This window comes from Alteromonas sp. ABH2_165, assembly GCF_056159945.1.
Genome location: NZ_JBSWWF010000007.1, coordinates 166,038 through 182,035, shown reverse-complemented (window position 1 = coordinate 182,035; position 15,998 = coordinate 166,038). Strand labels below are relative to the sequence as shown.

Below are 15,998 nucleotides of genomic sequence, written 5' to 3'. Positions count from 1 at the left end.
GCAAACTCTTTTATACAACGACATCTGATGCAGAAAAAATACGACTATCTGATTGTAGGCGCCGGACTCTTTGGCGCTGTATTTGCCCGTGAAGCCACCCAGGCAGGAAAGCGGGTTTTAGTGATAGATAAGCGGGACCATACCGGTGGAAATATCTATTGTGAGCAGATAGAAGGCATCAATGTGCACAAGTATGGTGCTCATATCTTCCATACCAGTAATAAAGAGGTATGGGATTACGTGAATCAGTTTGTCACGTTCAATCGATATACTAATTCTCCAATCGCCAATTACAAAGGCAAACTCTATAACCTGCCTTTCAATATGAATACATTTAATCAGTTGTGGGGTGTAAATACCCCCGCTGAAGCCAAGGCGAAAATTGATGAGCAGCGAGCACCATACCTGGATAGCGAACCTCAGAACCTGGAAGAGCAGGCGTTATATTTGGGCGGACCAGACATATACGAAACCTTAATCAAGGGGTATACCGAGAAACAATGGGGCCGTCCTGCGACCCAAATTCCGGCGTTCATCATTAAGCGTTTACCATTTAGGTTTACTTTCGATAACAACTATTTCAACGATTTATATCAGGGTATTCCCGATGGTGGATATAACGCTTTGACGGACAAGTTGCTGGAAGGTATTGAGATAAAAACTGGCATTAATTACTTTGCCGACAAAGCCGAATTGGACGCATTGGCGGATAAAGTTTTATATACCGGTAAAATCGATGAATTCTTTGATTGTCGCTTTGGTAAGCTTGAGTATCGCAGTTTGCATTTCGAAACAGAAATACTCGACGAAGACAATTTCCAGGGTAATGCAGTGGTAAATTATACCGAGAAAGACGTGCCTTATACCCGTATTCTTGAGCACAAGCATTTCGAGTTTGGTACCCAGGAAAAAACCGTGGTAACTCGCGAATACCCTCACGAATTTAGCAAAGACAATGAGCCGTATTATCCAATCAACGACGAGACCAACAATGCCCTGTTGGAGCAATACCGGGCCTTGGCGAATGAAAAGGAATACAGTGATAAATACATTTTTGGTGGGCGTTTAGCAGATTATAAATACTACGACATGGACGACACGATTGAAGCATGTCTTAAGTTGGTGAAATCAGAGTTGTTAGCCTAACAAAAAGCCCGGCGCCCAATCGCATTGGTGCCGGGCAGCTTAATTATTAGATGAATCAAAGATTGTTATAACGTGATGGCTTTTTCTAAAGCCGTTTTCAGATAAAAGCCACCCCCCAATTTTTCAGCTATTGCTTCGGCGTTCACCTTCATTGTCGCATAATCTTTGTCAGACAATTTGGCGAGCGCTGCGTTAATGTCTGCCAGCGAAGCAACTGCTAGACCAGCATTATTATCTAGTACATATTTTGCCATGGCTGCCTGATCCCAAATAATGACCGGGATACCTGCACGCAGGTACATAGATGTTTTGTGCGGATTGTTTATTTTCAGATATTCCCCGAAACTACCGGCACATTCTTCTAGCGAAATCCCGTCCCATACCAGGCCGAATTCGCCCTCAATGCGACTGACAATCTCAGTGGCCGGAAATACGCCTTTGTAATCTACTACCGTACTTTGGGGTAACGCTGAGCCGTCAAAGCCGGGACCATAAAGATTAAAACCAAAAGAAATATCTGTAAGAGTATCGATGGCATAAAGAAAGCCATTTTTTCGCTGATCAAGCTGACCGGCAAAAATGATGTTGTAGCCAGGAGTGGAAGGCGTATTTTCGGTCTTCTCTGAGTCGTTAAAATAATCGAAGATTTCCAACTCGACCAGCTTACACGTTAGTCCGTTTTCTCGTAACCATGCACTCATTTTTACATTATGAGAAATGATGACATCGTTCTTATTCAGCAAAGACATCTCGTTTGAGATATCCATCTTTTGCTTACGGTGAGAGCGTAAGTCATGAATGATAGTAATAACTTTACACTTCTTCAGCCGGGCTACGCTGAGCATAAGATTGTAGTATTTCTTTGTGGGATATTGCAGCACGAGCGTACTGCCCGTGGGCAATCTTAGTAATCCGAGTATGACGCCGGCCAAAGTGAGGAAAAAACCTTTAAATGAACTAGGAGTAGTGGTTCTCTCCAAGCCGAGATTTTTGAAGCCAGATTGCTCCATGACCTTTTCACAGTCGATTTTTGCTTTACCGGCTGCAGAAGCCTGAGCTTTGTAATTTCTAGAAATAAAGAACATGAAAAATACCGTATTTTAGTGCGCTGGCGTCGCTGTTGTTATCTTTAGCAGGATACCAGCAATATGGTTTTCGCACATTAGCAAAATGTTCTGACTGCTCAATATGGCATGGCAAGTGAAGCACTATAGCGGGGGCATACGATTAGATAGAGCTGCGAAAAGTCGATTTTCTCAGACTATTAGGCAAGTTTTCCAGAGTATGTATGTAACCATTAGCTCGTGTTTAGCGGTACTATAAAACAGGGCAGCGAGTGGAGAATGACGCCAATGACAAACCATAAAGATGCGATTGACGTAGTTTCAGAAAATATTGCCGAGCGAATAAAGCACCACGTTGGCAGTACTTTTAATCTGGAGACCTCCATTCCCGGACTGATGTTTTATCGCCAAAATTCTCCAACACAATGCACCACTTGTGTTGCTGAACCAAGCATCGCTGTGGTGGTGCAGGGCCAGAAAATGATGGCACTGTCAGACAAATCTTTTCATTTCGACCGCTATAACTTTCTGGTTACCTCCCTGGATTTACCTGCAAGAGTGCAGATTAAGCAGGCAGAAAATGCCGTGCCTTATCTTGGCTTCGTTCTTAAATTAGATTTTGCCGTACTCAGCGAATTACTTATGCAAATGCCCATCGATATTAAGAAGCCGAAAGCCCCTTCAAGCGGTATGGGAATGGGCGCTACTACGCCAGACCTTTTGGATGCCTGTTTTAGGCTCATTAAACTGCTCGATGACGAAGCATCTGCGCCCATACTGACGCCGCTCATTAAAAAGGAAATCTTCTGGCGCGTACTGAACAGCGATCAGGGTGTTAGGTTAAAAAACATTGTATCTGCTGGCAGTCACGGATTGCGCATCGCAAAAGTGATTGAGTGGTTGAAGGCGAACTTCAGCGAGTCTTACGCTGTTGAGGAGTTGGCTGAACGGGCACAAATGAGCAAATCGACTTTCCATCATCATTTTCGTGAAATGACATCAATGAGCCCGTTGCAATACCAGAAAAGTCTGAAGTTAATGGAGGCGCGGCGTTTGATGGTCGGTGAGCAAATCGACGCATCAAATGCGGCTTATCGGGTGGGATACGAAAGTCCGTCGCAATTCTCTAGAGAGTATTCACGCTTCTTTGGGAATTCACCAAAACGAGACGTTGAGAAACAATGGCGACTCATTGAGGGCCAGGTACAGGCCAGTTAATTTATTCTTCCATAAGATTATGCAGTTTGAAGGAAATGGTAAAACCTTCTTCGGGCTTGCTCTCGTTATAAACGTTACTGGCCAGTGTTACCTTGATCAGGTTGAACACCACACTTAATCCCAAGCCCGCATTGCCACTGCCTCGCTTCGTGGTATAGAAAGGCTCGAATACCTTTTTCAGTTCTTCCTCGGAAATACCGACTCCGTCATCTGAAAACGTAAATTGGTAACCGTCACCCGCAGGGGCAATAGTGATGGTGATTGTGCAATGCTCGTGATTAGGGCCAGCGGCATGGATCATTACGTTGGACGTTAATGCCGTAAGGATTTGAGTAATTACCGCTGGGTAAGTCGAAACAATAATGTTTGGCGGAAATCTGGGAATAAAGGTCAGTGACTTGTCTTGAGAATGGTGCTCGTAAGACGCAATGAATTCCGTAACCAGTTCTGAAACATTGGTTTTTTCAAGCAGACTGGCTTCTTCAGACTTTTTAACAGCAACTTTCTTGAAGCTTGTGAGGAGCTTAGAGGCGCGCTGCATGTTTTTTAGCATACTGCTGGTGATGTCCTGAGAGGTCGTCAGAAAGTCTGCAAACTTCTCGGCGTCGAGTTCGCCGCCATCGAAATCCTCTTTCAATTCTGCAAGCAACTCCATCAACAACGTACAGTTGGCAATGTTAACACCCAATGGCGTATTGATTTCGTGGGAAACACCGGCCACCAGGCCGCCCACAGCATCCATTTTTTCTGCTTCAAATTGCTTTTCCTGATCGGAAATCTCAGGCGTGGTTGGGATTTGTTTTTTCATGCAACGTCTGCTCTTTAAACAACCCCGAGCAGCAGCAAACAGGCTATCGGGACTGTATTACTATTCAGATAACAGCGTAGCGGTAAGTAACAACTTTGGCAAAATATTGATGATAGACTTTTGGCGAAGCATAAAGCGGTTATCCTTCGCCAAATTTAGTGTGCAAATAACTTAAAGGTAGTCTTCGCCAGCCGCAGCAGTAAATGCCATTTCCACGAGCCATGTTGGGTCGGCTAGCTCTACTTTTACGCAAGCTCGGCTCGGTGCTGTACCCTCGTCAAACCAGGCATCCCACACTGCGTTAAGTCGGTCTACATTGGCAAAATCAGTAATGTAAATTGTAACGGTGAGAATGCGTGACTTATCGCTACCTACCATCGCCAGCATGGCTTCGGCTTGTTCAAATACAGCCTTTACCTGGTCTTCTATGGTTTCTGCTTTTTCGTCTTCCGGTACCTCAACAAAGTTCGCAATGCCGTTGAATACTGTTACTTCAGACCAGCGACGGGTGGGATTAATTCTGTGGATTTTCATAGCTTTTTTCTGTTTCATAAAAAGCCCATTCTGCCATGAATAGTTCGCTCATTCTATTCAAGACCAGACCTAACATTACGCACTTAAGCCGTATTATTTGTTATTCGCGGCCTTTTTCTCAGCAACCAGTGTCGCCAATGTCGCATATTTATTAAATGCATATTGCCCGAGAACTATCGCCATAAGAAATCCGCGCCAGCCATCAAGAAATCCACCACGTAGGAAAAATTGTTGAATGAAATCTGTAAAAAACCTCAGGACAGCGTAAGCGAGCCCCGACTTTTTTCCGCGCTGAAATTTGTCCTCCGCACCTAAACTCGCATATTGAACATGCTTTTCCTGACAATGACGAAAGCTACGCCAGCTGTAGTGAAGTATGGGGGACTTCAGGTTGCGAGTTTTAACATAAGGAAGCACGATGGTTTCGTGAACTTGACGATGTTTAAAATGAGCTCCTTCTTTATGAAAGAGTTTGCCTTGAGGGGCTGAGTAGCGGCCGTGTTTCAATAAGCGCCCGAAAAAGTAGGTGTGCCAGGGCATTTTGATGAAGTTTGCATCTAAATCTGGTTCTGAAAGCACCTTATTTATTTCGTCTTTTAGCTCTGGGGTGAGTACTTCATCTGCATCTACCGTCATTACCCAATCGTATTTACACCAAGCTAGCGCGCGATTGCGTTGCGGGCCAAACCCGGGCCAGTCAGTCTGATGCACTTCATCTGTGTATTGTCGGGCTATTTCTACCGTTTTATCCTTACTACCAGAGTCAACCACAATGAGTTGATCGGCCCAGCCGGCCAAAGACTCTAAACACGCACCAATTCTGTCTTCTTCATTACAGCAAATTACAAAACACGAAATTTTACGAGTGCGCATTCTTTGGCTTTTCCTTTTCGATCAGGTCAGATAGAACATGACATATTCATGGTCGACCACAACGGTCAATCACGTTGCATATTACCTGAATATTACTGCAGTTTATCGCAATATATTATCGAAAACAGGAGCCTGAACACTACCACCACGTCTCGCCTATTGGGTAATCCAATTTAAAGGTTTGCCCAATGTAGGGCGTAGCGACGTTAAGATCGGTACTCGATGCTGCTTGTCTGAAACGAATCACAGGTTCGTTCCAATTGTGGAAGGCCAAGTCGAATTTTCCCCAGTGAATCGGCATGACATTTCTTGCTTTTACGTCGAGTGCAGCCTGTACAGATTCTTCTGGCAACATATGGATTTCAGGCCAGTATGGGCTGTAAGCGCCATCTTCCATGAAGGCGATATCGAAAGGCCCGTATTCCTCACCAATCATTTTAAAGTCAGGGTTGTAACCGCCATCACCGCTAAAAAACGCCTTTAGTTCTGGCGTGTTAATTACCCACGAGCCCCATAAGGTATCATTGCGCACACCCGGTTTACGGCCACTAAAATGCTTCGACGGCGTAAATACGAGCGTGTTACCGCCAAAGTCAGCTTCTTCAAACCAGTCCAGCTCAGTGATTTTCTCGTCAGAAATGCCCCAACGCAAAAGGTGAGCGCGAACGCCAAGTGACACATAGAAATGACCCACTTTTTCATCTAATTCAGCGATGGCTTTCGCATCGAGATGGTCGTAATGGTCGTGGGAGATTAACACTGCGTCGATATTTGGCATCGATTCAATGGTAAAAGAGTGATCAAAGGCATAAGGGCTGCCCACCGGCCATACGGGAGATGCACGATAGAAAACGGGGTCAGTGAGAAGTCGCAGTTTGCCAGTATCAATTAAAACAGTGGAATGGCCATACCAGGTAAAAGTGGGCTCACTTTGATGAACGTAGTTCGGCGTTTTAGTTGGCAGTGGGCTGTCAGGATGCTTGCCCTGAGGCGGAAAAAGTACCGATTTCAACCAGTCGATCATTGGCGGCTTCGGACTGTCAGGATCATCGGAAACAGGATGACGATTAACGAAACTGTCGTTCTTGAAGTTGTCAGAGGCCAGCATCCGCGATTTCGTTTGTTCGTCTGGCGCACCGCCAAACACAGGTGAAAACTTAACAAATACGAAGCCGCTGATTACGAGCAGAATGATTATGGTCAACGACCAGAACAGAAACTTTTTGAATACGCCCAATTCAATACTCCAACATCTCAATTATTCACTGCGCATTATAGGAAAAGCGTAAGCAGGAATCTGCGGCAAATATGGCCCTTTATGCATTCGAGCTGCAACTATGCCGCTCTGACAGCCCTCAAAGCAATAGCTTCTTTTTGCGAATAGCATTCAGGACTTTTTTGACTCTTTCAATAGTGTGTAGCAATATGTAGCAAATCATATTCTATTGGTGTATTCATGGGCATTGTTAAAATCTCCGAACAATTGCACGAAGAAGTGCGTAAGAATAGTGTGGTGATGGAGCGTTCTATCAATTCACAGGCTGAGTTCTGGATGAAAATCGGGAGACTTGCAGAGCAAAACCCCACGCTCACCTATGAGCAAATTCTGGAACAGGAAAAGCGTCAGCAAAACGTATCAACAGTGAGACTGGTTCATGAGTAATGTATCGATAAAAAATGCTCAGGAAATCGAACTGATGCGCGAATCTGGTCGGTTACTGGCCAGTGTATTTCATGCGCTGGACAAAGAAATTCAGGCCGGCATGACCACCATGGAAGTGAATGATTTCGTCGATGCATTCATCACTGATACCTTGCAGGCAAGACCGGCCAGCAAAGGGCAGTACGGCTATGAATATGTGCTTAATTCATCGGTAAACGAAGTGGTATGTCACGGCGTGCCGTCAGTTGCGAAGAAGTTGCGGGAAGGGGATATCGTGAATGTGGATATCACGCTTGAGAAAAATGGCTTTATTGCCGACAGCAGCAAAATGTATTGCATCGGCAAAGTAACACCCATTGCGAAAAAGCTGGTAGATACGACTTACGAAGCCATGTGGAAAGGCATCGAAACCGTAAAGCCAGGCGCGACACTGGGTGATATTGGTCATGCCATTCAGTCGCATGTGGAAAAAGCTGGCTTCAGTGTTGTGCGGGATTACTGCGGGCACGGTATTGGCCGCGAAATGCATGAAGAACCGCAAGTTGTGCATTATGGCCGCAAGGGCACTGGCATGCATTTAGTGCCAGGCATGACATTTACCATAGAGCCGATGATTAACCAGGGCAGCTATAAAACCAAGCAGAAGAAAGATGGTTGGACAGTGGTGACTCGCGACAAAAAACTCTCAGCACAATGGGAGCACACCATTCTGGTGACTGAAACCGGATTTGAAGTGCTTACGTTGCGGGATGAAGAGCACTAAAACAAAAAAGGCAGCGTTCGCTGCCTTTTCAATATCTACACACCAAAAATCAGAACGTCAAGCCTTCACGGCGCTTATACAGCGGGTTTTTGCTGTCGTCTTTGTGCGTATCTGAAAACATTATCAGGACCACAACATTTCCTATCATACTTCCTTCATATTGCGATTTTGGTAAGGCCTATTTTCCTATCTCGCCTTATATTTGCAAATAAACTGCCCCAAATGTCGACTTAACACCTATTTTCAGCCAAATTTGAAAAAAATTAAATAAAATTGGTCAAGCCACTTGATTTGTTGTTAACTAAAAGTTAACTTTGATGGAAAGTGATTGCTTGTGCGTGATTTTAATTAACAATTGTAGCAATTTGATGAGTTGATTTTGCTGCAATACTCCTTTAATTCGAGGGATTTGGCATGATTAATTCGAAAGAAAATGGATTTAAAATTAGTAGTTTGGCGGCTTCAGTTAGCTTAGTTCTCAGTATATCTGTGATGAGCGTTAACGCTCAGGAAGCAGAAGTCACAGACGAGGACATCGAAACTATTGAGGTACGAGGTGCGTATAGCCGAAACCTGCAGGATGCACTTCAAAACAAACGCAATTCCGACTCTATTGTTGATGGAATTTCTGCCAATTCAATGGGGACATTTCCCGACTTAAATTTAGGGGAATCACTACAGCGAATTACAGGCGTGCAGATTAATCGCAGTAATTCGAACCCCAATAACAGTCCAAGGGATGCAAGTATTAATCTCCGGGGGTTACCCGATGACTTTTCCAGAACTTTAATAAATGGGCTTCCGTTTGCTGATCCCGTTGATGAAGGTGGTACATCATTTGGGGTATTTCAGTCTGACTTGTTTTCTGGTCTGGAAGTGATGAAGTCACCCACCGCTAGCACACCAGCAGGTGGATTAAGCGGTGTCATTAATTTGAAGACTTCTAAGCCATTGGACTTGAAAGATGGTGCGACAACTATAGGAGTGAAAGGGGCATATGAATCACTGACGGAATCGACTAATCCGTCAGGTTTCCTTTCTACTACCCAGCATATTAATGATGATCTCGGTGTTACTTTTGCCGTTGTAGCATCACAGGACAACTACCGTCGCGATACCACATTGGTAACTCGATATTCCCAGCTCAATGATGAGAGTGGCAATCCGGTTACAATGGCTGACGGCGGAAACGTTTATTATCCAGGTCAAGCTCGTCAAATCGTATCTAGTTATGACGGTAACAATCTTGGAGTTTCAACGGCCCTTCAATATAAATTGTCCGATAAAGTAGAAACTCAGCTTTCAATTTTGTATTCGAGCAGAGATATGGATCGTCCTTTTGACATATGGGTTGTATCAGATCAGGGAAGCACGACAAACGTAGAAGCGCTAAGCGATCCTGTTTTCGCTGGAAATAACGCAAGCGGAGATCCCGAGTATGTGGTAACTGATGTCCGCCTGACAAATGTTGATACAACGCAGGGCCCACGCCCTGGTTCGATGAAAGACGAAGTTTTGAACATCAACTGGGCTTGGAACTGGATGCTGGACAATTGGAATATTGATGCAGCCATTGCGCACTCCAGGGGGAAAAATGAAACCCGGACTATTCAATATGATTACCGTTATGGCGGCGAAAATGGACTTGTTGCAGATCTCTTTACAGGCGGCGCCGACTGGAAAGGGTTTTCCATGGATGTTACAGATGAAGCGGGAGTTGGCTTCGCAGATGTAGGGGATCTCGGTAATGTTCTAGGGGATTACGTTGCTTCACCTCCGCATGTACTGGAAGCACCTGCAGCTATTGGCGGATACAATCGAATTATCATTGCCGACACCGACAGTGATATAGAAACAGACATGAATGTACTTAGCGTGAATGCCAAACGTTACTTGGATTTCGGTGCGGTGAATGGACTGGAGATTGGCGCTTTATACACCGATGGAACAGAAGAAAGTATGCGTCAGCGACATACTGTTCTGGGCATAGATAACCTGTCGTCAGACTTTATCAATAACGATTTCGTCAATGATGTTCATTATCTTGGTGGCGCTTCTTTCATGGGAGGAGAACTCTCTACTCTGAATAACTGGACATCAATTGATCCGTCTGTCTTAGAAAGCCGCTTGCAACCGGTGACTGTGCCAGAAGGGTATGCGTTAGGCACCGCTGGCTGGGTTATAAATCCGTTCGATGGGGCTGTACTCAATGGCAACTATGAAGCGAAAACAAAATCCACAGATGTTTACGCTAAGTTATTATTCGATGGTGTATTTTCTGGCTTTGAATACCGAGGCAATATCGGCGCTCGTTATGTTGATTACACCACTGATCTACAGTCCTTGCGGAATAACAATGGTGTCATTGAGCAAATTTCGACTACCAATGATTACGATGACCTTCTGCCCTCGGCTAATGTTGCAATAAACCTAAATGAAGACCTTATTCTTCGTCTTGCCTATAGCAACACTATTGTGAGACCGCTGAACCGCGATAACTCGCCAGCTCAGACTGTTTCGGTATCAACAGACACGACAAATCCAAATCCAATTAGTGCTACTCTGGGTAACTCAAACCTTGAACCCTATAGCGCAAACTCCTACGACATGTCATTGGAATGGTACAACCGACCTGGCGGCGCGATTACCGTGGCGCTGTTCAAAAAAGAAATTGACGGCTTTATTACATCGGTGAATTTATGTCCAACAGATGGTGGTGGCCTTCCGTTCAGTTCTCTTACGGGCACAGGCGTATTAGATAGTGAGGGTGTATTCGACTGTTACACGCCAGATGGCACAGGCATTATTGTTTCACAACAGCAAAATACGGCTGACACTATTGATGTCACTGGTGCCGAGCTATCAATACAGCAGAATTTAGATTTCCTGGACGGATTTTGGAGTGGTTTCGGAGGTCTATTCAACTTTACTTTCATTGATGTTAATGGGCAAATCAACGGAACGGATGCCGTATTAGCAGGCGTATCTGAAAGAAACTACAACGCTGTTGTGTTTTACGAGGCTGATAGTTACGCCATTCGTTTTGCTTACAATTGGCGAGATGAGTACCAGATGGCTGCTGGCGGCACATTCTCGGGAGCTGCACGTTCTGTTGATGCCAGAGGACAGCTAGACGCCTCAGCATCCTATAACCTTACAGAAAATGCAGTGCTTACTTTTGAAGCATTTAATTTAACTGAAGAGCCGCTGGTAGAATTCGAGGGAAATATGAATCGCCCCAGAAGAACTGATTTTGACGGCAGAACATTTATCGTCGGGGCTCGATATGCGTTCTAAACAGCAAATTGATAATGGGCGACGCCACGTAATTAAAGCTGGATTAGCTATCGGTGGCGGTGCGCTGGTGTTACATCAAGTCGGCTGTGCGTCTAATTCTACTGCTAGTTCTATCGCTGAGCGTCCTGGCAAGCTGATGTTGGCACTAAGAGATGAAGCTCTCGGTGTCGACTCTGAGACTTTGCGCTTTAGTTGGCTTTTACCAGAATCACAAGCTATCCAGATAGCTAGCCAGGTGCAGATAGCTTCATCAGAAGAAGCGCTAGAGCTTGGTAACACGTTATGGGATAGCGGTAAAAGTATCTCGGCGCAATCATCCTCAGTCGAGTTTAGCCAAGATATCCTGTTGCAGCCTGATGCTGTCTATTTTTGGCGTGTACGTACATGGGATGAGGGAAATGTATCTCAGTGGTCGGCACCACATAAAATTATTACTGCCCCCCAAACTGGACAGTGGCCAGCAAAACCAATTTGGCTGCCAGCGACACATAAGCAAAATGACTGGGCATTCTTTCGTAAAACGTTCGCTATCTCCGATAGCGGCATAGCGCATGCCTGGCTAAAGTTGTCAGGAGGCAGTACTAAGCCCTCCAGGCAATACGTTTACAAATGCTGGCTCAATGGCGAAATTGTCGGGGTTGGACCTGTCCGACCAATGTCATCGGAACATCGATTCCATACCTATGATGTCACGGGTTTAATTGCAGAAGGCGACAATACGCTCGCTGCGCAGTGTTTCAGTATTGATGAGCAATTTTTCACTGCAGAGCTCATTGTTCAGTTCAAAAATGGTTTTCGCCTGCAAGTCTTATCTGATGAAAGCTGGATGGTGATGGGGGCTGAAAGATGGATGCCGGATGCTGGCACCTTTACAGATATGTATTACCACGGCCCTAATGAATTTATCGACGCACGATACGAACCAAAGAATTGGAAAAGTGCGGGCAAGCAAAGTGGAGAGTGGGATTCAGCGGCTATTACTGACGTTGCATTGTCAGATATGCGTCCGGCCAAGGTAGATTCTGCTCAGCTTACAAAGCGGCTACCAGCTTCTATCGAGAAGGTGGGAAAACACCACTGGATCCTTGATTTTGGTAAGGAGGTTGTTGGTGGAATAGCATTCTCAGGGCATGGAATAGCAGGACAACATGTTGAAATTCGTTTAGGTGAAGAGCTAAACCCTGACGGTACTGTCCGCTATAAGTTGCGGGCTTTCCCGATTTATCGAGATGTGTGGACTCTTCGAGATGGACAACAGTCACTCTCTCATTGGGGATACCGGGCCTTTCGTTGGGTAGAAGTTATCACAAACGCACCATTAGATATTTCATCATCAATCACCGCTGAAGTTCTAGAGATGCCTTGGGACGAAACGCAGTCGTCGTTCATTAGCAACCTGGCATCGCTGAATAAAGTCTGGGATCTCTGTCACTACTCAATAAAAGCCACTCGACAAGATTTATATCAGGATACACCAACCCGAGAACGCGGCCCTTATGAGGGTGATGCAATTATTAACCAGCTATCCGAATACTATACTCAGCGTTCATTTGGGTTGGCTAAATACTCCGTCTCTTATCTGATTCGTAATCCTACCTGGCCAACGGAATACCGTTTATTGACATCAACGCTAGCGTGGCAAGACTATCTTCATTCTGGTGATGGGCATCAACTCGCCGAAGATTATCCGTTGATGTTAGAGAATCAGTTATTAGAGAACATCAATCCAGTTGGACTCGTGCAAAAGCCGCCTGGGGAATCCAGCAAGGTTAATGGCGACCTGGTGGATTGGCCAGTGTCGAATCGTGACAACTTTGATTTTAAAGAAGTGAACACTGTTGTTAATTGTTGGCAGTATGCGTCTCTTATCGCAATTGCGAACATTGCTGGCGTGCTCGGTAAGACAGAAGATCAACGTCGGTTTAATCAGATTGCAGAGAGAATGCGACAGGCAATTAATCAATATCTATTCGATAACGCTGCCAGCCGATATCTTGACGGGCACTTATCTACACACGCTTCACAGCATGCCACTATCTTTGCGCTCGCGTTAGGTATCGCTGAAAAATCAAAACTACCTGCCATTGGCGAAGCGCTAACTAGAGATATTAAAAAGCGCGGCGTTCAAGTGAGTGCCTATGCAGCGCAGTTTCTTCTGGAGGGGCTGTATCTGACGGGGCAATATGAAACGGCTCTTAGCGTAATGACCAGCGATGCCACATTCAGTTGGCTAAATATGATCAATAAACACGATGCGACTATTGTCATGGAGGCCTGGGACCCGGACATTAAACCGAACACGACCTTCTCACATGCGTGGGGCTCGGCACCGGCCAATATCATACCCAGATTCCTTGCTGGTATTCGAGTGTTGTCCGCGGGAGCTGCCAGGATATCTGTATCTCCGGCACCAGCTTCTGTTTCCTCGTTTGACATAACAGTGCCGACGATTAGAGGGGTCGTCGAAATGAGTTACAACTCCGCCCGTGTTGCCTCGCCACTTATGTTTTCAGTTCCACCCAATGTCGTGGCAGAAGTTGATTTGAGTAAGTTGGGCTGGGCTAGCACAGCGACGATATCTATAGCCGAATCGAGCAAGGGGACTATTTTACCGAATCAGAAGGCTTCTGAAATTTTTGTGCTTAGCGGTGGTAAGTACGTAGTTTCGCCTCGCTAGCAACACAATGCTTATTAAAGGATGTAATCATGGAAAAAAGGCAATATAAAATTATGATGCGCTGGATTGTTATGGGAATAGCTGTTTTCAGCAGCACAAAAATACTGGCAGATGTAATTCCTGATCTTTACCTGCATGACAAACAAAGTCTGAACGGGAAATGGAAATATCATGTCGATCCTTACGAACTGGGGTTTTATGACTATCGCTGGCAGCAGCGAGATCAAAAAGAGAACCCTACTCGAGATGCATTCTTCCTGGATTCAAAGCCGCAAAATAAATCTGACCTTATAGAGTATAGTTTCGACAAAGCAGAAGAAATTACCGTTCCCAGTGACTGGAACACGCAAAGTGAGAAACTCTATTACTATGAAGGTACGCTGTGGTATCGCAAAATTTTCACCGCAGAAACGAATAGTGACCGCACTTTCCTCCGCTTTGGAGCGGCCAATTATCGTGCTGATGTTTATCTGAACGGGAAAAAACTAGGCATGCATGAAGGTGGCTTTACACCTTTTGCTTTTGAAGCTACAGAGCATCTTCGAAACGGCGAGAACTCCCTCATTGTGAGGGTTGATAATAAACGCTACAAAGAAGCAATTCCTACCCTGAACACAGATTGGTGGAATTACGGTGGTTTGACTCGTGATGTCGATCTCGTTTCTGTGCCTGATACTTTTATTTCAGGCCATCAGATAAAGCTAACAGATCATAAATCAGGCAGCATAAAGGGTGAGGTCCAGCTGTCAGGTAAGAAATTAAAGCAGGCTATTACGGTCTCTATTCCTGAGTTGAACAAGTCGGTTCAAGTGAAAACTAACAAGCAGGGTTTAGCTTCGTTTAGTATTTCGGCACCACAGCTTTCACTGTGGTCTCCTGAATCACCTAAGATTTATGAAGTTGAAATAATGAGTGAAACCGACAGTATCACCGACAAAATGGGTTTTAGATCCATTGAGACAAAAGGTAAGCAGATTTTACTTAATGGTGAGCCGGTGTTTCTAAAAGGAATAAGCCTGCACGAGGAGTTCGCTAAGAATGGCGGGGGACGAGTAAGCTCTCACGAGGACAGAAAAACGCAGCTAGATTGGGCAAAATCTTTGGGAGTGAACTTCATTCGGTTAGCTCACTATCCTCATAGCGAAGATATGGTGCGTTTGGCTGAAGAGCGCGGCATCATGGTGTGGTCTGAAATTCCGGTTTACTGGACAATAGCGTGGACTAACAAAGAGACGTATGAAAATGCGGAGACTCAACTGTCTGACATGATTATTCGCGACCGCAATCGCGCCAATGTTATCATCTGGTCTATTGCTAACGAGACGCCGGTTAAAGCTGAACGGACTAAATTCCTTACCGATTTGATTGATACCGCTCGTGAACTCGATGGTACTCGCCTGATTTCTGCAGCTATGGAGAACCATTGGGACAGTAAAGTTGAAAACCTGACAGTGGTTGAAGATCCGCTGGCGGAAGCAGTCGATATTGTTAGTTTCAATCAATATATTGGTTGGTATGGTGGTACACCTGAATTACTTACGAAAGTGTCGTGGCGTATTCCTTATGACAAACCCGTGTTTGTAAGCGAATTTGGTGCTGGCGCGAAATATGGTCTACATGGAGAGAAAGACGAGCGATGGACAGAAGAATATCAAGCAGATCTTTACGATAAAACTGTCACCATGTTGGATAAAATTGATGGGTTAAGTGGTATGTCCCCTTGGATTTTGACCGATTTTCGCTCTCCTCGTCGATTGCTTCCCGAAATACAAAACGACTTTAATCGCAAAGGCCTCATGTCTGAAAAAGGCGAGAAAAAACAGGCTTTCGACGTGCTTAAGCGATACTACGAGAAGAAGTAGGCGGACTCCTTTAATATTTCATGATATCAGAGCTGACTGCATCAATGAGATGACGAAAACTAAAAATAACAAAGGCAGCCGAAGCTGCCTTTT

General features: G+C 45.0%; 12 protein-coding genes. 7 read left to right on the top strand and 5 right to left on the bottom strand.

The features are described 5' to 3' along the window. Positions 1–27: 27 nt before the first annotated feature. A complete protein-coding gene (gene glf, locus ACXAFQ_RS14840; protein ID WP_474823968.1) occupies positions 28–1,146 on the top strand; it encodes a UDP-galactopyranose mutase in 1,119 nt (372 codons plus the stop codon). A 65-nt stretch (positions 1,147–1,211) separates the two neighbouring features. Here glf and ACXAFQ_RS14835 read toward each other — a convergent pair whose 3' ends face one another. Further along, complete coding sequence (locus ACXAFQ_RS14835) at positions 1,212–2,231, bottom strand: glycosyltransferase (RefSeq protein ID WP_474823966.1); 1,020 nt, start codon at positions 2,229–2,231, stop codon at positions 1,212–1,214. Between the two features lie 267 nt (positions 2,232–2,498). Between ACXAFQ_RS14835 and ACXAFQ_RS14830 the strand changes: the two genes are divergently transcribed. Then, positions 2,499–3,428, top strand: coding sequence for an AraC family transcriptional regulator (locus ACXAFQ_RS14830; protein ID WP_474823963.1), 930 nt, complete (start codon positions 2,499–2,501; stop codon positions 3,426–3,428). Position 3,429: 1 nt separating this feature from the next. On the opposite strand, the gene ACXAFQ_RS14825 is transcribed toward ACXAFQ_RS14830, so the two are convergent. The 4 genes from ACXAFQ_RS14825 to ACXAFQ_RS14810 all read right to left on the bottom strand — a co-directional run bounded on the left by ACXAFQ_RS14825 (position 3,430) and on the right by ACXAFQ_RS14810 (position 6,880). Continuing rightward, on the bottom strand, positions 3,430–4,236 hold the full coding sequence (locus ACXAFQ_RS14825) for a sensor histidine kinase (protein ID WP_474823961.1): 807 nt from the start codon (positions 4,234–4,236) through the stop codon (positions 3,430–3,432). A 171-nt stretch (positions 4,237–4,407) separates the two neighbouring features. Then, positions 4,408–4,770: a RidA family protein gene (locus ACXAFQ_RS14820; RefSeq protein WP_474823959.1), complete on the bottom strand. Its 363-nt coding sequence runs from the start codon at positions 4,768–4,770 to the stop codon at positions 4,408–4,410. 93 nt (positions 4,771–4,863) lie between these two features. After that, positions 4,864–5,643 (bottom strand): glycosyltransferase family 2 protein, encoded by a 780-nt coding sequence (locus tag ACXAFQ_RS14815; RefSeq protein ID WP_474823957.1) that lies wholly within the window; start codon positions 5,641–5,643, stop codon positions 4,864–4,866. 139 nt (positions 5,644–5,782) lie between these two features. Continuing rightward, entirely contained in the window at positions 5,783–6,880 is a 1,098-nt protein-coding gene (locus tag ACXAFQ_RS14810) for an MBL fold metallo-hydrolase (protein WP_474823955.1), read from the bottom strand. A 219-nt stretch (positions 6,881–7,099) separates the two neighbouring features. On the opposite strand from ACXAFQ_RS14810, the gene ACXAFQ_RS14805 reads away from it, so the two are divergent. From ACXAFQ_RS14805 to ACXAFQ_RS14785, 5 genes are all read left to right on the top strand, one after another. Continuing rightward, the gene (locus ACXAFQ_RS14805; RefSeq protein ID WP_070125995.1) at positions 7,100–7,306 is read left to right on the top strand and encodes a ParD-like family protein; all 207 of its coding nucleotides are present in this window, start codon (positions 7,100–7,102) and stop codon (positions 7,304–7,306) included. Next, positions 7,299–8,069, top strand: coding sequence for a type I methionyl aminopeptidase (gene map / locus ACXAFQ_RS14800; RefSeq protein ID WP_474823952.1), 771 nt, complete (start codon positions 7,299–7,301; stop codon positions 8,067–8,069). The genes ACXAFQ_RS14805 and map overlap by 8 nt, the downstream gene beginning before the upstream one ends. Positions 8,070–8,483: 414 nt before the next feature. Continuing rightward, positions 8,484–11,366: a TonB-dependent receptor gene (locus ACXAFQ_RS14795; protein ID WP_474823950.1), complete on the top strand. Its 2,883-nt coding sequence runs from the start codon at positions 8,484–8,486 to the stop codon at positions 11,364–11,366. Then, the gene (locus ACXAFQ_RS14790; protein WP_474823948.1) at positions 11,323–14,043 is read left to right on the top strand and encodes a family 78 glycoside hydrolase catalytic domain; all 2,721 of its coding nucleotides are present in this window, start codon (positions 11,323–11,325) and stop codon (positions 14,041–14,043) included. The genes ACXAFQ_RS14795 and ACXAFQ_RS14790 overlap by 44 nt, the downstream gene beginning before the upstream one ends. Positions 14,044–14,072: 29 nt before the next feature. Beyond that, on the top strand, positions 14,073–15,905 hold the full coding sequence (locus ACXAFQ_RS14785) for a glycoside hydrolase family 2 protein (protein ID WP_474823945.1): 1,833 nt from the start codon (positions 14,073–14,075) through the stop codon (positions 15,903–15,905). Positions 15,906–15,998 lie beyond the last annotated feature (93 nt).